Source organism: Limnohabitans sp. B9-3 (assembly GCF_002778325.1).
Lineage (GTDB): Bacteria > Pseudomonadota > Gammaproteobacteria > Burkholderiales > Burkholderiaceae_C > Limnohabitans > Limnohabitans kasalickyi.
This window is the reverse complement of the sequence record NZ_NESI01000014.1, coordinates 1-20,015: the sequence shown is the minus strand read 5'-3', so window position 1 is coordinate 20,015 and position 20,015 is coordinate 1. Positions and strand designations below refer to the sequence as shown.

Genomic DNA, 20,015 nt, shown 5'->3' with positions numbered 1-20,015 from the left:
GGTGACAACGTGTCGATCACTGTGAAGTTGATCCACCCCATTGCGATGGAAGAAGGCTTGCGCTTCGCTATCCGCGAAGGCGGCAAGACCGTTGGCGCTGGTGTGGTTGCCAAGATCATTGCCTAATTGCTGAATCTAGGGGCGTAGCTTAGTGGTAAAGTAGCGGTTTCCAAAACCGTCGATGGGGGTTCGATTCCCTCCGCCCCTGCCACAGAGTCCTTAGATGATGTGGTGACCAAGCCCGCCAATACGGCGGGCTTCGGTGTCTTCATAAACGTAAAAACGGTACAGGAAAATCTTGACCCATGTCTGCTGCAAACATTGAAACCGTCTCCACGTCTGCTGACAAAGCCAAGCTTGTTGCGGTTGCATTGTTGGTTGTGGCATCTATTGCTGGCTTTTATGGCTTGTCAGCCAAGGGTGTGATCGTTCAATGGGTGGTGTTGCTCTTGGGTTTGGCAGCTGCTGTGGTTGTGTTTGCTCTGTCCTTGCCAGGTCGTCAGCTCTCGGCATTTGGTCATGATGCGTGGCGTGAGGTCAAAAAGGTTGTGTGGCCAACGCGCAAAGAGTCAATTCAAATGACCTTGTATGTGTTTGCTTTTGTGGTGGTGATGGCCTTGTTTCTTTGGCTGACAGATAAGACCCTTGAATGGGTGTTTTACGACTTGATTTTGGGCTGGAAAAAATAATGACCGACATCATCGATAACGCCGTTGCTGAAGTGCCGGTCCCAACCAACCCTGATTTGCGTTGGTACGTGGTTCATGCCTATTCGGGTATGGAAAAGGCTGTGGAGCGCAACATCCGCGAGAGCATTGCGCGTGCAGGTATGGACAATAAGTTCGGTCGCATCTTGGTGCCGACTGAAGAAGTTGTTGAGATGAAAAATGGTCAGCGCCGTACTGCTGAACGCAAGTTCTTCCCTGGGTATGTGTTTGTTGAAATGGTCATGGATGATGAGTCGTGGCATTTGGTGAAGCACACCAACAAGGTGACTGGCTTTGTGGGTGGTGCGAAGAATCGTCCTGCGCCTATCTCTGAGGCTGAAGTTCAAAAGATCGTCAGCCAGATGCAAGACGGCGTTGACAAGCCGCGACATAAAGTTGAATTCATGGTGGGTGAGTTGGTGCGTATCAAAGACGGCCCATTCACCGACTTCAATGGATCTGTCGAGGAAGTTAATTACGAGAAGAGCAAGGTTCGCGTGTCGGTGACCATTTTTGGTCGGGCAACACCGGTTGAGTTGGAATTCGGCCAGGTCGAAAAAACCTAATAAATTTGAGTGCTTGGTGCTACCCGACTCGGTGCCAAGTTGAAGAGAAGAGTCGCTAACCCCGGGGAGCTCGTTTTGAGCGTTTGACCCGTAAGGAGAAAAGCATGGCGAAAAAAATCGTCGGCTTCATCAAGCTGCAAGTGCCAGCTGGTAAAGCTAATCCATCGCCACCTATTGGCCCAGCATTGGGTCAACGTGGTTTGAACATCATGGAATTTTGTAAGGCGTTCAACGCCCAGACCCAAGGCGTTGAGCCAGGTCTGCCATTGCCCGTGGTGATCACTGCATTTGCAGACAAATCATTCACTTTCGTGATCAAGACGCCTCCAGCGACAACCTTGATCAAGAAGGCTATCAAGTTGGACAAAGGCTCTGCTCGTCCACACGTCGACAAAGTTGGCAAGATCACGCGCGCTCAGCTCGAAGAAATCGCCAAAACCAAGATGGAAGACTTGAATGCCGCTGATTTGGACGCAGCTGTTCGCATCATCGCCGGCTCTGCCCGTTCGATGGGCGTGACTGTGGAGGGCGTGTAAATGTCTAAGTTGACTAAAAAACAAAAAGCCTTTGTGGGCAAAGTGGACAGCAATAAGTTGTACGCCTTGACAGATGCCATCGGTATCGTCAAAGAGTGCGCGACTGCCAAGTTCGACGAGTCGATCGACGTTGCTGTGCAACTCGGTATCGATGCAAAGAAATCTGACCAAGTCGTGCGCGGCGCTGTTGTGTTGCCTAATGGCACCGGCAAAACTGCGCGTGTGGCTGTGTTCGCACAAGGTGCTAAGGCCGAAGAAGCTAAAGCCGCTGGCGCTGACATCGTGGGTATGGACGACTTGGCCGCGATGGTCAAAGCCGGTGACATGCCTTTCGACGTTGTGATCGCTGCCCCTGACGCAATGCGCGTTGTGGGTACTTTGGGTCAAATTTTGGGCCCACGTGGTCTGATGCCTAACCCCAAAGTCGGCACCGTCACACCAGACGTCGCTACAGCTGTGCGCAATGCCAAGGCAGGTCAAGTCCAGTTCCGCGTTGACAAAGCCGGTATCGTGCACGGCACCATTGGTCGCCGTTCGTTTGACACCGACAAACTCCAAGGTAACTTGGCCGCTTTGATCGAAGCGTTGAACAAGTCCAAGCCAGCCAGCAGCAAAGGTGTTTACCTGCGCAAAGTGGCCGTCTCATCCACCATGGGTGTTGGCGTGCGCGTGGACGTGCAAACGCTCGGCGCTTAAGTCGACGTTTGTCAATTCGAGCGCTGAATAAGCGTTCAAAATTTGAGCGGCATGAAAGTGCGGCTCAGAGTGGTGGGCTGGTCACGCTCTATGAGTGGTGACTAGGCCATCCAAGACCGTTGGTGTGGAGCTTGACTTCACTTAATTGAATGACCAACGCAGATGGCGATCCCGCTGAAATGGATTTTTTCCTGACAGTTAGGTCGCTGCAAAAGTGGCGTGTTGAAGAGCAAATGCTTAACGACACATTTAAAGGAGTAGACCTTGAGTCTGAATCGCAGTGAGAAAGAAGCGGTCATTTCAGAAGTGACCACACTCGCCGCCCAAGCTCAAACGCTGGTGATTGCGGAATACCGCGGCATCACGGTCGCCGACATGACCAAACTGCGCGCTAAAGCACGTAGCACCGGTGTGAGCCTGAGTGTGTTGAAAAACACATTGGCCCGCCGTGCTGTCGCTGGCACACAGTTTGAAGTTGTCGCTGATCAGATGACCGGCCCGTTGATCTATGGCTTCTCTGAGGATGCAGTAGCTGCCGCTAAGGTGGTGTCTGACTTCGCGAAAACCAACACCAAGTTGGTGATTCGTGCAGGTGCATTCGCAGGCAAAGTCCTGGACGTTGAAGGCGTTAAGCAATTGGCAAGCATCCCTTCGAAAGAAGTTTTGTTGGCCCAGTTGTGTGGCTTGTTGATGTCGCCTATGTCGCGTACAGCCGTTGTGCTGGGTGCGTTGGCGGCCAAAAAAGGCGAAGGCGAAGCTGTTGCCGCTTAAGGCCAGCGTTCGTGTTTTAACCAATTGTTAGGAAATAAAAATGGCATTCGATAAAGACGCATTTTTGACCGCGCTGGACAGCATGACGGTCATGGAACTCAACGACTTGGTGAAAGCCATCGAAGAGAAATTTGGTGTGAGCGCTGCCGCTATGGCTGCTCCCGCTGCGGCTGGTGGCGGTGCTGCTGCTGCTGCTGAAGAGAAGACTGAATTCAACGTGATGTTGATGGAAGCCGGCGCTAACAAAGTGTCCGTGATTAAAGCTGTGCGCGAAATCACCGGTCTGGGCTTGAAAGAAGCCAAAGACGTGGTGGACGGTGCTCCTAAGGCCGTTAAAGAAGGCGTGTCCAAGGCTGACGCCGAAGCCGCCAAGAAGAAGCTTGAAGAAGCTGGCGCCAAGGTTGAACTGAAGTAATTCGGTTCCCGCTCAAGGCTGGAGTGTCCCGCAAGGGCCTCCAGCCTTCTGTGCTTACAGAGCGCACCCAAAAGCAGGTTGACCAAAATCGGTTTTTGAGTGTCTTCTGACCCCAACTGCAGAAGATGCCTTGGTTCGGGTTGCGTGCAATGCGCAACCGTCCGCCAACGCTGGTAGAGGCCAGCCGCCAAGCCTGTTGTATGAGACTTAGTAATCTCATGCAACTCACAGTTCTGAAAGATCAAGCCCGGAGATCTCATGGCCTATTCATACACCGAACGCAAGCGTATCCGCAAGAGTTTCGGCAGCCGCGACAGCGTGCTGGAAATTCCTTATTTGTTGCAAATGCAAAAAGACGCGTACACCGCGTTTTTGCAAGCGGACGTTATCCCTAAAAAGCGCACCAACGAAGGTCTGCAAGCTGCATTTGAAGCTGCATTCCCGATCGTGTCGCACAACGGTTTTGTCGAGATGAAATATCTCGAGTACAACTTGGCCAAGCCTGCGTTTGACGTGCGTGAATGTCAAACCCGTGGCCTGACGTTTTCGTCGGCTGTGCGCGCTCGCGTTCAATTGATCATTTATGACCGTGAGTCGTCGACCCCTCAGTCCAAAGTGGTTCGTGAAGTGAAAGAGCAAGAGGTCTACATGGGCGAAGTGCCTTTGATGACCGACAAAGGCTCGTTCATCATCAACGGTACAGAGCGCGTGATCGTGTCTCAGTTGCACCGTTCACCTGGCGTGTTCTTTGAACACGACAAGGGCAAGACCCACAGCTCTGGCAAATTGTTGTTCAGCGCTCGCATCATCCCTTACCGCGGTTCATGGCTCGACTTCGAATTCGACCCAAAAGACCTGCTTTACTTCCGTGTTGACCGCCGTCGCAAGATGCCCGTCACCATTCTGTTGAAAGCCATTGGCCTGACACCAGAAACCATCCTCGCGAACTTCTTCGTGAATGACAACTTCCGCTTGATGGACAGTGGCGCACAAATGGAATTTGTGGCCGAGCGTCTGCGCGGTGAAGTGGCACGTTTTGACATCACCGACAAGTCGGGCAAAGTCATCGTCGCCAAAGACAAGCGCGTGACTGCACGCCATACCCGTGAGTTGGAGCAGTCCAACACCACCCACGTCAGCGTGCCCGAAGATTTCTTGATCGGTCGCGTGATCGCCAAGAACATCATCGACTCGGATACTGGTGAATTGATTGCCCGTTCCAACGATGAGTTGACCGAAGCCTTGCTCAAGAAATTGCGCGAAGCTGGCGTGCAAGATCTGCAATGTATCTACACGAACGAACTCGACCAAGGCGCCTTCATCTCGCAAACACTGCGCACCGATGAAACCGTGGACGAATTCGCTGCACGCGTCGCCATCTACCGCATGATGCGTCCTGGCGAGCCACCGACCGAAGACGCGGTGCAAGCCTTGTTCCAGCGCTTGTTCTACAACCCAGACACGTACGATTTGTCGCGCGTGGGTCGCATGAAGTTCAACGCCAAAGTGGGCGTCAACGAATCAACAGGCCCCATGGTCTTGACCAACGAAGACATTTTGTCGGTGGTCAAAATTTTGGTGGACTTGCGCAACGGCCGTGGTGAAGTCGATGACATCGACCACTTGGGTAACCGTCGCGTGCGTTGCGTGGGCGAGTTGGCCGAAAACCAATACCGCACAGGTTTGGCACGTATCGAAAAAGCCGTGAAAGAGCGTTTAGGCCAAGCCGAGCAAGAGCCGCTCATGCCCCACGACTTGATCAACTCCAAGCCCATCTCTGCTGCGTTGAAAGAATTCTTCGGCGCCTCACAGCTGTCGCAGTTCATGGACCAAACCAACCCCTTGGCCGAGATCACGCACAAGCGTCGCGTCTCAGCATTGGGCCCAGGCGGTTTGACACGCGAACGCGCAGGCTTTGAAGTGCGCGACGTGCACGTCACCCACTACGGTCGCGTGTGCCCCATTGAAACGCCAGAAGGTCCAAACATTGGTTTGATCAACTCGTTGGCTTTGTACGCGCGCTTGAACGAGTACGGCTTCATCGAAACACCTTACCGTCGCGTGGTCGAAGGCAAAGTGACGATGGACATCGACTACTTGTCCGCCATTGAAGAAGGCAAATACGTCATCGCGCAGGCCAACGCCACGCTCGACAAAGACGGCCAACTGATCGGCGACTTGGTGTCTGCCCGTGCCAATGGCGAATCGATTTTGTGCGGCGCTGAGCGCATCCAGTACATGGACGTGTCGCCAGCTCAGATCGTTTCAGTGGCTGCCTCTTTGGTGCCGTTCCTCGAGCACGATGACGCGAACCGCGCGTTGATGGGTGCCAACATGTCACGCCAAGCCGTGCCCGTGTTGCGTCCAGAAAAACCCATGGTCGGTACCGGTATCGAGCGCGTTGCTGCGGTCGACTCTGGCACGGTGGTGACGGCTACTCGCGGTGGTGTGGTTGACTATGTCGACGCAACCCGCGTTGTGGTTCGCGTGAACGACGCTGAAGCCTTGGCTGGCGAAGTGGGCGTGGACATCTACAACCTCATCAAGTACCAACGTTCTAACCAGAACACCAACATCCATCAGCGTCCTATCGTTAAGCGTGGCGACAAGATTGCCAAGGGTGACGTGGTGGCTGACGGGGCATCAACTGACTTGGGCGAAATCGCCATCGGTCAAAACATGTTGATCGCCTTCATGCCTTGGAACGGTTACAACTTCGAAGACTCGATCTTGATCAGCGAGCGAGTGGTAGCAGAAGACCGCTACACCTCGATCCACATCGAAGAACTCGTGGTGATGGCGCGCGACACCAAGTTGGGCGCTGAGGAAATCACACGCGACATTCCCAACTTGGCTGAGCAACAACTCAACCGTTTGGATGACTCCGGCATCATCTACGTGGGGGCAGAAGTGCAACCCGGCGACACACTGGTTGGCAAGGTCACGCCTAAAGGCGAAACCACACTGACGCCAGAAGAGAAGCTGTTGCGCGCCATCTTCGGCGAAAAAGCCAGCGATGTGAAAGACACATCACTGCGCGTGAGCCAAGGTTCGCAAGGTACGGTCATCGACGTGCAAGTCTTCACTCGTGAAGGTATCGTGCGCGACAAGCGTGCTCAGCAAATTATTGATGACGAACTCAAGCGTTTCCGCCTCGACTTGAACGACCAGCTCCGCATCGTGGAAGCTGACGCGTTTGACCGTATCGAAAAACTCTTGGTCGGTAAAGCTGCCAACGGTGGCCCCAACAAGTTGGCCAAAGGCAGCGTCATCGACAAAGCCTATATGACATCGGTTGAGAAGTTCCATTGGTTCGACATTCGTCCAGCAGACGAAGAAGTCGCCAGCCAATTGGAGAGCATCAAAAACGCGATGGAACAAACCCGTCACAGTTTTGACTTGGCCTTCGAAGAGAAGCGCAAGAAGTTGACGCAAGGCGACGAGTTGCCAGCTGGCGTGTTGAAGATGGTCAAGGTCTACTTGGCCGTCAAGCGTCGCTTGCAGCCAGGTGACAAGATGGCCGGTCGTCATGGTAACAAGGGTGTGGTCTCGAAGATCGTTCCCGTCGAAGACATGCCTTACATGGCTGACGGCACACCGTGCGACATCGTGTTGAACCCCTTGGGCGTTCCTTCACGGATGAACGTGGGTCAGGTGTTGGAAGTTCACTTGGGCTGGGCCGGTAAAGGTATCGGTCAGCGCATTGGCAACATGTTGCAAGCCGAAGCCAAAGTGTCTGAAATGCGCACCTTCATGGAAGAGTTGTACAACTCGACCGGTCGCAAAGAAGACCTGAGCCAGTTGTCTGACACGCAAGTGTTGGAAATGGCAGGCAACTTGACCAACGGTGTTCCTTTCGCAACCCCCGTGTTCGACGGCGCTGCAGAAGAAGACATCCGCACCATGTTGAAACTGGCATACCCAGACGACATCGCCAAAGCCAAGGGCCTCACCGCCACACGCACACAAGCGAATTTGTTCGATGGTCGTACCGGCGAAGCTTTCGAGCGTCCCACCACCATCGGTTACATGCACTTCTTGAAGCTCCACCATTTGGTTGACGACAAGATGCACGCACGTTCTACCGGCCCGTACAGCTTGGTCACACAGCAGCCGCTGGGTGGTAAGGCGCAGTTCGGTGGCCAGCGCTTCGGTGAGATGGAAGTGTGGGCGTTGGAAGCGTACGGCGCTTCTTACACGCTGCAAGAAATGCTGACCGTCAAGTCCGATGACGTGCAAGGTCGTACCAAGGTGTACGAGAGCATCGTCAAAGGCGAGCATTCGATCGAAGCGGGCATGCCCGAGTCGTTCAACGTGTTGGTCAAGGAAATTCGTTCATTGGGTATCGACATTGAGTTGGACCGCGCCTGATAGGAATTTGGACAGCGCTCGCGCGTTGTCCAAACTGATCAAGCCTCTCCAACCAAATTAAGGATTTAAAACATGAAATCGTTACTCGACCTGTTCAAACAGTTCACGCCCGATGAGCATTTCGATGCCATCAAAATTGGCATGGCTTCTCCTGAGAAGATCCGTTCATGGTCTTTCGGCGAAGTGAAAAAGCCAGAAACCATCAACTACCGCACCTTCAAGCCTGAGCGCGATGGTCTGTTTTGCGCCAAGATTTTCGGCCCGATCAAAGACTACGAATGTTTGTGTGGCAAGTACAAGCGCCTCAAGCACCGCGGCGTGATCTGCGAGAAGTGCGGCGTTGAAGTCACACAAACCAAAGTGCGTCGCGAGCGCATGGGTCACATCGATCTGGCCGCACCTTGCGCCCACATTTGGTTCTTGAAGTCGTTGCCATCACGTCTGGGTTTGGTCCTCGACATGACCCTGCGCGACATCGAACGCGTGTTGTACTTTGAAGCTTACGTGGTGACCGACCCCGGCATGACCCCGCTGAAGAAATTCGCGATCATGACCGAAGACGACTACGACGCCAAAGTCATCGAATACGGTGACGAATTCATCGCCAAGATGGGCGCTGAAGGCATCAAAGATTTGCTCGAAAGCCTCGACCTCGACATCGAGATCGAAAAGCTGCGCAACGACTTGACCGGCTCTGAGATCAAGATCAAGAAAAACGCCAAGCGTTTGAAATTGATGGAAGCGTTCAAGAAGTCTGGCATCAAGCCCGAGTGGATGGTGTTGTCAGTCTTGCCCGTGTTGCCACCTGACTTGCGTCCCTTGGTGCCGTTGGACGGCGGTCGTTTTGCGACCTCTGACTTGAACGACTTGTACCGTCGCGTGATCAACCGCAACAGCCGTCTGCGTCGTTTGTTGGAGTTGAAAGCGCCTGAGATCATTGCACGTAACGAAAAGCGTATGTTGCAAGAGTCCGTGGACAGCTTGCTGGACAACGGTCGTCGTGGCAAAGCCATGACAGGCGCTAACAAGCGTGCCTTGAAGTCGTTGGCCGACATGATCAAAGGTAAGAGCGGTCGTTTCCGTCAAAACTTGTTGGGTAAGCGCGTCGACTACTCAGGTCGTTCAGTGATTACCGTGGGCCCAACTTTGAAACTGCACCAGTGCGGTTTGCCCAAGTTGATGGCACTCGAGTTGTTCAAGCCCTTCATCTTCTCGCGCCTCGAAGCCATGGGCATCGCGACCACGATCAAGGCGGCGAAGAAAGAAGTCGAATCCGGCTCCGCCGTGGTGTGGGACATCTTGGAAGAGGTGATCAAAGAGCACCCCGTGATGTTGAACCGTGCGCCTACGTTGCACCGCTTAGGTATTCAAGCGTTCGAGCCGATCTTGATCGAAGGCAAAGCCATTCAGTTGCACCCACTTGTCTGTTCAGCGTTCAACGCCGACTTCGACGGTGACCAAATGGCCGTTCACGTGCCTTTGTCTGTGGAAGCACAGATGGAAGCCCGTACCCTGATGCTGGCATCGAACAACATCTTGTTCCCTGCCAACGGCGAACCTTCTATCGTTCCTTCGCAGGACGTGGTGTTGGGCTTGTACTACGCCACCCGTGACCGTATCAACGGCAAGGGCGAAGGCTTGGTGTTTGCCAACTTGACCGAAGTGCAACGCGCTTTGGACGCTGGTGTGGTCGAATTGACCGCCAAAGTGGCCGTGCGTTTGACCGAGTGGACCAAGGACAAAGAAACCGGTGAATTCGTGCCAGCCACTAGCTTGGTTGACACGACAGTGGGCCGCGCTTTGCTGTCGGAAATCTTGCCCAAGGGCTTGCCTTTCTCCAACATCAACAAGTCGTTGAAGAAGAAAGAAATTTCTAAGCTCATCAACGTGTCATTCCGCAAGTGCGGTTTGAAAGAGACCGTGGTGTTCGCCGACAAACTGTTGCAAAACGGTTTCCGTTTGGCCACACGCGCTGGTATCTCGATCGCGATCGACGACATGTTGGTGCCGCCAGAAAAAGGCGCCATCATCAGCGCGTCTGAAAAAGAAGTCAAAGACATCGAACAGCAATACGTGTCCGGCTTGGTGACTTCTGGCGAGCGTTACAACAAGGTGGTGGACATCTGGGGTAAGGCTGGCGACGCTGTTTCAAAAGTGATGATGGACCAACTCCGCAAAGAGAAAACCATCGACCGCCACGGCAACGAAGTCGAGCAAGAATCGTTCAACTCCATCTACATGATGGCCGACTCTGGCGCTCGCGGTTCTGCCGCTCAGATTCGCCAGTTGGCCGGTATGCGTGGTCTGATGGCCAAGCCTGACGGCTCCATCATTGAGACACCCATCACGGCGAACTTCCGTGAAGGTCTGAACGTCTTGCAGTACTTTATTTCCACCCACGGTGCACGTAAAGGTTTGGCTGACACGGCGTTGAAGACCGCGAACTCAGGTTACTTGACCCGTCGTTTGGTTGACGTGACACAAGACTTGGTGGTGACCGAACTCGATTGCGGCACACAAAACGGCCAACTCATGCGCGCCATCGTCGAAGGCGGTGAAGTGATTGAGTCTTTGCGCGACCGTATCTTGGGTCGTACCGCGTTGGAAGACGTCGTGCATCCAGAAACCCGCGCGGTGTTGGTCAAAGCGGGCGAAATGCTGGACGAAGACTACATCGACATCCTCGAAGCCGAAGGCGTCGACGAAGTCAAAGTGCGTACCGCGTTGAACTGCGAAACACGCTTCGGCTTGTGCGCCATGTGTTACGGCCGTGACTTGGGTCGTGGCGGCTTGGTCAACAACGGTGAAGCAGTCGGCGTGATCGCTGCGCAGTCCATCGGTGAACCCGGCACTCAGCTGACCATGCGTACCTTCCACATCGGTGGTGCGGCTTCGCGTGCGGCTGTGGCCTCCAGCGTGGAAGCCAAGTCCAACGGCGTGATCGGATTCAACGCCGCCATGCGTTATGTGACCAACAGCAAAGGCGAGTTGGTGGTGATTTCTCGTTCTGGCGAGATCATCATTCACGACGAACATGGCCGTGAGCGTGAGCGTCACAAAGTGCCATACGGCGCCATTCTGTCCGTCAAAGCCGACCAGACCCTAAAGGCTGGCGTGATCTTGGCGAACTGGGATCCATTGACACGTCCTGTGATCACAGAATTCGCGGGCAAGGTTCAATTTGAAAACGTCGAAGAAGGCCTGACCGTTGCCAAGCAATTGGACGAAGTGACCGGTCTGTCCACCTTGGTGGTGATCGATCCCAAGCGCCGCGGCTCGACCAAAGTGGTGCGACCACAGGTCAAGCTGATCGACGCCTCCGGCAAAGAAGTCAAGATTCCTGGCACCGATCACTCGGTGACGATTGGCTTCCAAATCGGCGCGTTGATTCAAGTGCGCGACGGCATGGATGTGGGCCCTGGCGAAGTGCTGGCACGTATCCCTGTTGAAGGTCAAAAGACCCGCGACATCACCGGCGGTTTGCCACGTGTGGCCGAACTGTTCGAAGCACGCAGTCCTAAAGACAAGGGCATGTTGGCTGAGATGACCGGTACCGTGTCGTTTGGTAAAGAAACCAAAGGCAAGGTTCGTTTGCAGATCACCGACCCAGAAGGCAAAGTGTGGGACGAACTCATTCCTAAAGAGAAGAACATCTTGGTTCACGAAGGCCAAGTGGTCAACAAAGGTGAGAGCGTGGTGGACGGCCCAGCCGACCCACAAGACATCTTGCGTTTGCTCGGTATGGAAGAGTTGGCCCGCTACATCGTCGACGAAGTGCAAGACGTTTATCGTTTGCAAGGCGTGAAGATCAACGACAAGCACATTGAAGTGATCGTGCGTCAAATGCTGCGTCGTGTGGTGGTCGAAAACGTGGGTGACACCAACTACATCGCTGGCGAACAAGTGGAGCGTTCAGAAATTCTGAACACCAACGAAGCGCTGCAACGTGATGGCAAAGTGCCTGCGACGTTCACCAACTTGTTGCTGGGTATCACCAAAGCGTCCTTGTCGACTGACTCGTTCATCTCTGCGGCTTCTTTCCAAGAAACCACACGTGTGTTGACCGAAGCGGCCATCATGGGCAAGCGCGACGAATTGCGCGGCTTGAAAGAAAACGTCATCGTTGGTCGCCTGATTCCTGCAGGTACCGGCATGGCTTATCACAAAGCACGCAAGGTCAAAGATGCGATGGACGACGCCGAGCGCCGCGCCATTGCTGAAGCTGAAGCTGCTGAATTGGCCGGAGAGTCTTCCGAAGAAGAAGCTCAGGTCGATCACGGCGCTGGCGAAGAAGCGTAAAGTGACCCACTCAACAAAGGCCCGCAAGGGCCTTTGTTGTTGGTGGACGTGAGTTTTGACAATCCAATCAAAGGTGACGGCATGGTAGAAGCGTGGTGGTTTTGGGCGGTGGTGGCTGTGCTTGTCTTTTGGGCGGTTGGGGCTTACCAGCGTTTGGTGGGCTTACGCTCGCAAGTCATCAAACAATTCGCAGTGCTCGAAGAGCTGATGTTGCGCTATCAAAGTTTGGTGCAAGAGGCGACCACGGCAGCGGTGACCTCACCCTCGGGGTGGCACACCGCAGTGGCCCCTGAGTTGGGCGCCAGCCATTGGACGCGCTTGCAAGTGGCGGCTAATTTGTCCGCCATGGCGATGGCGCGCATGCAAGAGCATCCGCTAGACCCGTCGTCCGCCATCGCCTTGGTGGCGACCAGCCGTGATTTGCAAGAAGCTTGGGAGTCCTTGACACACCCCGATGTGTATTACGTGTCGGTGCCCACCGAACTCACCCAACACTGGCGTGAGTTGGGCATTGCCATTCAACCCGATTTACAGCGGTTCAACCAAGCGGTGCTGCTTTACAACGACGCCATCGCCATGTTTCCAGCCGTGCTGCTGGCCCGAGTTTTTAAATACAAAGCAGGACGCGTTCTCGAATGACACAAGCCCCTCAAACGTCGGGCACCTCGGTGCCCCTTTGGCAGCAGTTGCAAGCCGTCGCGCAAGCCGTGGCGCAAGTGCGCCGAGGTGTTTCAGGCACGGCCGCACTTGATGCCGTGCCGTCAGCCTTGCGACCCGGCGTTCAAGCGCTCATGTTTCAAGTGCTGCGTCAGTTAGGACGCGCACAAGCCTTGCGCGCCCAATTGGCCAGTCGTGCGCCACCTCCGCTGCCTGATGCCTTGCTGTGCACCGCTTTGGCCTTGGCATGGGACCCCGACAACGCACCGTACGAGCCTCATACCTTGGTCAACCAAGCCGTCGAAGCCGCCAAAAACACCCGCACCTTGCAGGCCAATGCCAGCTTTTTGAATGCCTGTTTGCGACGTTTCTTGCGGGAGCGCGATGCCTTGGTGCGTGCCACCGACGGCGACGTGCAGGCCCAGTGGAACCACCCCGCTTGGTGGGTGAAACGCGTACAAATCGATCACCCACAGCATTGGCAAGAGATATTGCGTGCCAATAACCAAGCCGCCCCCATGACCTTGCGGGTCAACACACAACGCATCTCGCGTGAGGCGCTGCAAACGCGTTGGCAAGCCGCTGGTGTCGCGTCACACACCGTGGGCGACCAAGGCTTGGTGCTCGGCCAAGCGCGTTCGGTGCGTGACATTCCTGGCTTTGACGAAGGCTTGTGCTCCGTGCAAGACGCGGCGGCGCAGTGCGCTGCGCAACTGTTGTTGTCCGGATTGGTGCCGGCACAAAAAGGTGGCATGCGCGTGTTAGATGCTTGCGCCGCACCTGGCGGCAAAACGGCACATTTGCTGGAAATGTTGCCCGCCAACGCCCAAGTCACCGCCTTGGACATTGACCCGAAACGCTGCGAGCGGGTGGCTGAAAACCTAGCCCGCCTGGGCCTGCACGCCAACGTGATTGCAGCGGACGCCGCATTGCCCAAAGGCTGGTGGGATGGCGAAGTGTTTGACGGCATTTTGTTGGATGCGCCTTGTACCGCGTCTGGCATCGTGCGACGTCACCCGGACGTGCGGTGGTTGCGCCGCGAGACCGACATTGCACAGCTCGCTGCGATTCAGAAAAACTTGCTCAAACGGCTGTGGCCCATGGTGCGACCGGGCGGTCGCCTGTTGTATTGCACCTGCTCGGTTTTCAAAGCTGAGGGGGACGATCAGCTCAAAACGTTTCTTGAACACAACACCGATGCCCGTTTGATGCCTTCTTTCGGACATTTGAGGCCACAAAACAGCGACCAAGTGGCCAGTCTCATCGACAATCTGCCAGGTGATCACGACGGCTTTTACTACGCTCTGCTGGAAAAAACTTCAGCCCTTTGACCGTCTGGTCTCAGGCGCTCTGGGGCGACTGTGGCTGTGCATGGGCTTGCTTTTAGGTCTGTGTTGCACGCCGCTTGCTTGGGCGGACACGCCAGTGGAGATGCAAGGTCTGCGTGTCGAGCGTGTCGACAATGCGGTCACGATTTCTGCCAACATGCGTTTTGATTTACCCCCTTCTCTCGAAGAGGCGTTGCTCAAAGGTGTGTCGCTGTACTTTGTCACCGAGGTCGATGTGGTGCGTGAGCGTTGGTATTTTTACGACAAACGGGTGGCCCATGCCGAGCGCCATGTCCGCTTGTTTTACATGCCGCTGACCCGACGCTGGCGTGTCAATATTTCGCCCCGTCCGTTCAGTGCGGGTGGTTTAGGCATGAGTCTGGGTCAGAGCTACGACACCGTTGACGAGGCCATGACGGCGGTTCAACGCATCGCACAGTGGCCGATTGCGCAAGCGGCTGACATCGATGCAGATGCCAAACAAAACATCAACCTCATTTTCAAACTCGACCTGACGCAGCTGCCACGGCCACTGCAAATTGGCGCGGCAGGGCAGAACGAGTGGAATCTGAATTTGAACAAATCTATGCGCTTGGTGCTGGAGCCCGCACGGTGATTTTTTGGGCTGATAAGCGAGCCAAGATCACTGGCTTTCAGTTCCGTTGGTTGCTCGTGATCAGTGCTGCCGTGGTGTTGGCTTTGGGTTTGGTGCTGCTGTTCTTGCTCACACAAGCCACCGACAACCGACAGCTCTATGAGCAAAACTACAGCCAGCTGTTTGGCCTGAATGTGGTGGTGGCAGCGCTGCTGATGGGCGTGATTGCGTGGCTCAGTGTGCGCTTGATCGTGCGTTTGCGACAAGGCAAATTTGGCAGCCGGTTGTTGCTGAAAATTGCGGCTACTTTTGCGTTGGTAGGGCTTTTTCCGGGCCTGTTGATTTACAGCGTGTCTTATCAGTTCGTATCCCGCTCGATAGAAAGCTGGTTTGACGTGAAGGTCGAAGGCGCCCTGGATGCGGGACTGAGTTTGGGGCGCGCCACCCTGGACACCTTGGCGAACGACTTAGGCCAAAAAACACGCAATGCCAGTGCGCAAATCAGCGATTTGCCAGACGCCTCTGCGGGCTTGGCGATGGATCGAATCCGCGATCAGTTGGGCGCTGACGATGCCATTTTGTGGAGCCTCTCAGGGCAAGCCTTGGCCAGCGCGGGTGAGTCGCGCTTCAAAATCAATCCCGCGCGACCGTCCTCGGCCTTCATTCGGCAAGTGAAAGCACAGGGAACGGTGACGCTGATCGAAGGTCTCGAAGACGCCAACGCGCAAGGCACGGCACAGGCCCGAATTCGAGCTTGGGTGGTGGTCGCGCCGTCGGGGCTGGGACTGATGGAAGAGGTGCGCATTCTGCAAGTCACCAAGGCCATTCCACCCACGCTGGTCAGCAACGCCTTGGCGGTGGAGACGGCCTACCGTGAGTATCAAGAGCGTGCCTTGGGACGCGATGGTTTGCGCAGCATGTACATTGGCACCTTGACCTTGAGTTTGTTCTTGGCTGTCTTTGGTGCGGTGCTGCTGGCGGTGCTGCTGGGCAATCAATTGGCGCGACCCCTGCTTATGCTGGCCGAAGGTGTGCGCGATGTGGCCGCGGGTGACTTGAGTCCCAAACCCGCTTTGCAAGGCCGGGATGAACTCGGTGGCCTGACCCGCTCTTTTGCAGACATGACGCAGCAGCTGTCCGATGCCCGTGCCGCCGTGGACCGAAGCATGCAGCAGGTGCACACCTCGCGGGCTAACCTGCAAACCATTTTGGACAACCTCACTGCCGGCGTGATTGTGCTCAGCGATCAAGGCGTCATTGAGTCGTCCAACCCAGGTGCCACCCGCATCTTGCGTGTGCCTTTGGCCGCGTGGGAGGGGCGTGTGTTGGGTGAGATTGAGGGCTTGGCCGAATTCGCCAAACATGTACAAGACGAATTTGAAGGATTTTGGGGCGAGCGCAGCCAGCACGGTTTGGACCATTGGCAGCAATCGTTTGAGCTGCATGCCACCGCCATGAGCCCTGCCGTGCAGCTGACGGATGAACATCGACAGCACATCACCTTGCTGGCACGTGGTGCGGTGTTACCCAACAACGCGCGGCTGTTGGTGTTTGACGATATTTCTGAAATCGTGTCGGCCCAGCGTGCACAGGCTTGGGGCGAAGTGGCGCGTCGTTTGGCGCATGAAATCAAAAACCCACTCACGCCCATTCAGTTGTCGGCAGAGCGGTTGGCCATGAAGCTCGAAGGCAAAGTGGAAGAGCCGGAACGTTTGATTTTGAACAAATCGGTCAAAACCATCGTCGATCAAGTGGATGCCATGAAGCGCCTGGTCAACGAGTTTCGTGACTATGCGCGCTTGCCCGTCGCAGAGCTCAAACCACTCGATTTGAACGCTTTGGTGCAAGACGTGATGCAGCTGTACGGCAGCGAAAACGCCGCCGTGCCCGTTGACGCTGAGCTTGACCCTGCTTGTCCACCCATTCAAGGGGATGCCCAGCAACTGCGCCAAGTGGTGCACAACTTGCTGCAAAACGCACAAGACGCCACGGGTGCTTGCGAGCACCCACACGTATCCATCGCCACGCAATGGGTGCCCACATCGGGCCGCGTGCGCTTGGTGGTGCGTGACAACGGACCCGGCTTTCCTTTGAAAATATTGAAGCGCGCGTTTGAACCTTACGTCACAACCAAGAGCCGAGGCACGGGCTTAGGCCTGGCCGTGGTCAAGAAAATTGCCGATGAACACGGTGCGCGCATTGATTTGAAGAACCGCGAATCCGAGGGGGCGGTGGTGGGGGCCCAAGTGTCGTTATCATTCCAAGTTGCAGATTTGCAACACACATAATTTTTAAGTGCAACGAGACGCGGGCAGACATGGCAAACATATTGGTGGTGGACGACGAGTTAGGCATTCGTGACCTGCTGTTTGAAATTCTTAACGACGAAGGGCATGCCGTTCAGGTGGCAGAAAATGCGGCGCAAGCGCGTGCTGCACGCTTGGAGGCACGGCCCGATTTGGTGTTGCTAGACATTTGGATGCCAGACACTGACGGCGTCACGTTGTTGAAAGAGTGGGCCGGCTCAGGCTTGCTCAATATGCCTGTGATCATGATGAGTGGCCACGCCACCATCGACACAGCCGTCGAAGCCACTCGTATTGGCGCCCATGCGTTTTTAGAAAAACCCATCACCTTGCAAAAACTGCTCAAAGCGGTGGAGCAAGGTCTGGTGCGCAAACAAGCTGTGGCGGGGGCGACAAAAAACTCGGCCACACCCGCCTCAGGCGATGCACAGAAGCTCGGGCACCCCGCGGCCGCTATGGCGCCGTTACCCGCGATACACCAAAGCTTTGAATTGGAGTTGCCTTTGCGCGAAGCACGCGACGCTTTCGAGCGTGCTTATTTTGAGTATCACTTGACCCAAGAGAACGGCTCGATGACACGCGTCGCAGAAAAAACGGGACTAGAGCGAACGCATCTTTATCGCAAGCTCAAGCAACTGGGCGTGGACTTGTCCAAAACCAAACGCAGCGCTTGATCATTAGTGAGGGTCATGCTTCGACTCGTTGTTGATGGGCGCTGTTGAGGCGCGTTTACTGGCAAATTTGACCATCTGCGTGTGATTGGCCAGCCAGCGCAGCACCAATGCCCCGATCACAGCCCCGTTCAAGTCGCCCAGCATCATGAATGCCAGCTGGTTGGGATTGACCAGTTGCGAAGGGTCAAACACAGACCACATGGCGTGGTGCATCAATGAATTGACCACCGCGTAGAGCAGGACCAGCGAGATCAAGTCGCTCAAGCGAACCAAGGACAGCTCTCTTTTTTGCATGAAGCGCATCAGAAATACGGACAACGTCGCACCCGCCGTTGAGACCGTTGCATTGGCCAAACTCACCCAAAAATTGTCAGGTGACCAAGCAATCAAAAGTAAGCAACCAATGGCTGTTCCTAGCGTTCCCCAGACCATGCCCAGCACCAAAACATTGGCCAATCGCAGAAAATTTGGGAGATAAATAAAGCTGATGTGTGGCGAAATTTCCAATGACGCAAACAACCAGCCATTGAACAAATGCACTGCACAAAAGAACACGCCTGCTGCGGCCGCGAGGCCTAAAAATTCAATCGGGAAAGTTGTTTCTTTGTGGTGCTGCGGCATGGGTGTGGACCTAATCTCGTCGTAATTATCAAGTAATCCAAATACGAGTTGTAAAGCATTTAAAAGCCCTGTAGCACGCTTTTAACTTAGTGTTTAACCATTAGGTGCTGGGCGGTGAGATCAGTGTTTGTTGTGAAGTATTGAATTAGAGCTTAGGATTGTCGAAGCTTTGGTGTGTTGGATGCCCGCAACAAAAGCCAGGAATGAAAAAAATCTGTAAAGCCTTGGGCTTCTGCGTATAATTCAGAACTACTACTCCTCCCTAACCGGGTCATTCAGTTGGCTCCGGTCTGGGACGAAAAAGCCGCCCCCGGGCGGTTTTTTCACATCTGCAGTTTAAAAAGAATGTCTAATCAATCCGGTCTCAAGAGGACTGCAATTTACATTGACGGGTACAACTTGTATTACGGTCGATTGCGAGGCACTGAGTACAAGTGGCTGGACGTTGTGTCTCTATTCAGCCAGATTGTTCGTTCAATTGAGCCTGCCTCCCAGGTGGTTGCTGTTAAGTACTTCACTGCGCCTGCATTGACAAAGTTCGCCCGTCATGGTGAAGAGTCAATGCGTGCACAGAACGACTATCACCGGGCATTGGAGTCCAAGTACCCAGATACGTTCACCAAGATATTGGGCTCACATGTCTACGAGAAAGATGGAACATCCTTGCCGGTTTATGTCGATAGTCAACCTTTCGACAAAACAAAAACCGTCAAAGTATGGCGTTTGGTTGAAAAGAAGACAGACGTGAATCTCGCTATGGGCATGTACAGGGATGCAAGCAAAGGACTGGTTGATCAATTAGTGCTAGTCAGCAATGACTCGGACGCTGAGCCAGTTTTGGAAGCGCTTGTAGAGGATTTTCCAACAGTGAAAATTGGGCTGATTATGCCGTTAACCTATCCAAATGACACAAAAAAAGGAAGACCCGCAAGCACGGGGCTTTCGAAACTCGCACACTGGACTCGTTCATACATTCGAGATGATGAGTTGAAAAATACTTTACTGCCAGATCTGGTCCCGACACGGAAAAAACCTGCCAAGAAGCCCACGCACTGGTGATTGAGTACTGTGGGCAGGTCGCAACGTCAGATGAATAGATTCCAATTTTCCATGTGCTTAATAAATGGTGCACGTTGTCTATTAGATGAAAAATAAATAGAACCAAGAGAGTTTTCGCGCATGAACAAAAAATCACTCAGCGAACGCGACATTTGCACCAAGTTCATTACGCCAAGTCTTGCAGCTGCGGGATGGAATGTGGACAGTCAAATCCGTGAGGAAGTTGGATTCACTGATGGTCGAATTTATGTGCGTGGCAAGCTTCATGCGCGCGGCGCGCAAAAGCGGAGGGTGTCCCGAATTTTGTGTAAACGGAGCGAGTGTTAATTCGTCGGCATCCTTCCCTCAAACTGGATCGTAAATCGGTTCAGCACGGGCTTCCAGTTTTGCACCGGCATCGTCCACTTCTTGGCG

General features: G+C 54.5%; 15 protein-coding genes, 1 tRNA gene and 1 pseudogene. 16 read left to right on the top strand and 1 reads right to left on the bottom strand.

The window, feature by feature from the left end:
* From B9Z42_RS15890 to B9Z42_RS15820, 15 genes and pseudogenes are all read left to right on the top strand, one after another.
* Positions 1-126, top strand: a pseudogene (locus tag B9Z42_RS15890) (elongation factor Tu); the annotation flags it as partial.
* An 11-nt stretch (positions 127-137) separates the two neighbouring features.
* Positions 138-211, top strand: a tRNA-Trp gene (locus B9Z42_RS15885).
* Positions 212-305: 94 nt separating this feature from the next.
* Complete coding sequence (secE, locus tag B9Z42_RS15880; protein ID WP_100134399.1) at positions 306-689, top strand: preprotein translocase subunit SecE; 384 nt, start codon at positions 306-308, stop codon at positions 687-689.
* Positions 689-1,273, top strand: coding sequence for a transcription termination/antitermination protein NusG (gene nusG / locus B9Z42_RS15875; protein WP_100134398.1), 585 nt, complete (start codon positions 689-691; stop codon positions 1,271-1,273). Before secE ends, nusG begins: the two co-directional genes overlap by 1 nt.
* 104 nt (positions 1,274-1,377) lie before the next feature.
* Positions 1,378-1,809, top strand: coding sequence for a 50S ribosomal protein L11 (gene rplK / locus B9Z42_RS15870; RefSeq protein ID WP_100134397.1), 432 nt, complete (start codon positions 1,378-1,380; stop codon positions 1,807-1,809).
* A complete protein-coding gene (rplA, locus tag B9Z42_RS15865; protein WP_100134396.1) occupies positions 1,810-2,505 on the top strand; it encodes a 50S ribosomal protein L1 in 696 nt (231 codons plus the stop codon).
* A gap of 264 nt (positions 2,506-2,769) precedes the next feature.
* A complete protein-coding gene (gene rplJ, locus B9Z42_RS15860; RefSeq protein ID WP_100134395.1) occupies positions 2,770-3,276 on the top strand; it encodes a 50S ribosomal protein L10 in 507 nt (168 codons plus the stop codon).
* Between the two features lie 40 nt (positions 3,277-3,316).
* On the top strand, positions 3,317-3,691 hold the full coding sequence (gene rplL, locus B9Z42_RS15855) for a 50S ribosomal protein L7/L12 (RefSeq protein WP_100134394.1): 375 nt from the start codon (positions 3,317-3,319) through the stop codon (positions 3,689-3,691).
* A gap of 258 nt (positions 3,692-3,949) precedes the next feature.
* Positions 3,950-8,062, top strand: a complete 4,113-nt coding sequence (gene rpoB, locus B9Z42_RS15850; protein WP_100134393.1) for a DNA-directed RNA polymerase subunit beta — start codon at positions 3,950-3,952, stop codon at positions 8,060-8,062.
* Between the two features lie 72 nt (positions 8,063-8,134).
* Positions 8,135-12,361: a DNA-directed RNA polymerase subunit beta' gene (gene rpoC, locus B9Z42_RS15845; protein ID WP_100134392.1), complete on the top strand. Its 4,227-nt coding sequence runs from the start codon at positions 8,135-8,137 to the stop codon at positions 12,359-12,361.
* A gap of 81 nt (positions 12,362-12,442) precedes the next feature.
* The gene (locus tag B9Z42_RS15840) at positions 12,443-13,000 is read left to right on the top strand and encodes a hypothetical protein (protein ID WP_158235978.1); all 558 of its coding nucleotides are present in this window, start codon (positions 12,443-12,445) and stop codon (positions 12,998-13,000) included.
* Positions 12,997-14,349, top strand: coding sequence for a 16S rRNA (cytosine(967)-C(5))-methyltransferase RsmB (rsmB, locus tag B9Z42_RS15835; RefSeq protein WP_100134390.1), 1,353 nt, complete (start codon positions 12,997-12,999; stop codon positions 14,347-14,349). Before B9Z42_RS15840 ends, rsmB begins: the two co-directional genes overlap by 4 nt.
* The gene (locus tag B9Z42_RS15830) at positions 14,297-14,962 is read left to right on the top strand and encodes a DUF4390 domain-containing protein (RefSeq protein WP_143474107.1); all 666 of its coding nucleotides are present in this window, start codon (positions 14,297-14,299) and stop codon (positions 14,960-14,962) included. The genes rsmB and B9Z42_RS15830 overlap by 53 nt, the downstream gene beginning before the upstream one ends.
* Entirely contained in the window at positions 14,959-17,229 is a 2,271-nt protein-coding gene (locus B9Z42_RS15825) for an ATP-binding protein (RefSeq protein WP_233203676.1), read from the top strand. Before B9Z42_RS15830 ends, B9Z42_RS15825 begins: the two co-directional genes overlap by 4 nt.
* 29 nt (positions 17,230-17,258) lie before the next feature.
* The gene (locus B9Z42_RS15820) at positions 17,259-17,921 is read left to right on the top strand and encodes a response regulator (RefSeq protein WP_100134388.1); all 663 of its coding nucleotides are present in this window, start codon (positions 17,259-17,261) and stop codon (positions 17,919-17,921) included.
* A gap of 3 nt (positions 17,922-17,924) precedes the next feature.
* On the opposite strand, the gene B9Z42_RS15815 is transcribed toward B9Z42_RS15820, so the two are convergent.
* Positions 17,925-18,542, bottom strand: coding sequence for a hypothetical protein (locus B9Z42_RS15815; protein ID WP_100134387.1), 618 nt, complete (start codon positions 18,540-18,542; stop codon positions 17,925-17,927).
* A gap of 345 nt (positions 18,543-18,887) precedes the next feature.
* Between B9Z42_RS15815 and B9Z42_RS15810 the strand changes: the two genes are divergently transcribed.
* The gene (locus B9Z42_RS15810) at positions 18,888-19,601 is read left to right on the top strand and encodes an NYN domain-containing protein (RefSeq protein WP_100134386.1); all 714 of its coding nucleotides are present in this window, start codon (positions 18,888-18,890) and stop codon (positions 19,599-19,601) included.
* Positions 19,602-20,015: the final 414 nt, after the last annotated feature.

Coding starts and splice junctions, on each gene's coding strand:
- rplA (WP_100134396.1), top strand. CDS start 1,810: ATGTCTAAGTTGACTAAAAAACAAAAAGCCTTTGTGGGCAAAGTGGAC.
- B9Z42_RS15810 (WP_100134386.1), top strand. CDS start 18,888: ATGTCTAATCAATCCGGTCTCAAGAGGACTGCAATTTACATTGACGGG.
- nusG (WP_100134398.1), top strand. CDS start 689: ATGACCGACATCATCGATAACGCCGTTGCTGAAGTGCCGGTCCCAACC.
- rpoB (WP_100134393.1), top strand. CDS start 3,950: ATGGCCTATTCATACACCGAACGCAAGCGTATCCGCAAGAGTTTCGGC.
- secE (WP_100134399.1), top strand. CDS start 306: ATGTCTGCTGCAAACATTGAAACCGTCTCCACGTCTGCTGACAAAGCC.
- rplL (WP_100134394.1), top strand. CDS start 3,317: ATGGCATTCGATAAAGACGCATTTTTGACCGCGCTGGACAGCATGACG.
- rsmB (WP_100134390.1), top strand. CDS start 12,997: ATGACACAAGCCCCTCAAACGTCGGGCACCTCGGTGCCCCTTTGGCAG.
- B9Z42_RS15820 (WP_100134388.1), top strand. CDS start 17,259: ATGGCAAACATATTGGTGGTGGACGACGAGTTAGGCATTCGTGACCTG.
- rpoC (WP_100134392.1), top strand. CDS start 8,135: ATGAAATCGTTACTCGACCTGTTCAAACAGTTCACGCCCGATGAGCAT.
- rplK (WP_100134397.1), top strand. CDS start 1,378: ATGGCGAAAAAAATCGTCGGCTTCATCAAGCTGCAAGTGCCAGCTGGT.
- B9Z42_RS15840 (WP_158235978.1), top strand. CDS start 12,443: ATGGTAGAAGCGTGGTGGTTTTGGGCGGTGGTGGCTGTGCTTGTCTTT.
- B9Z42_RS15815 (WP_100134387.1), bottom strand. CDS start 18,542: ATGCCGCAGCACCACAAAGAAACAACTTTCCCGATTGAATTTTTAGGC.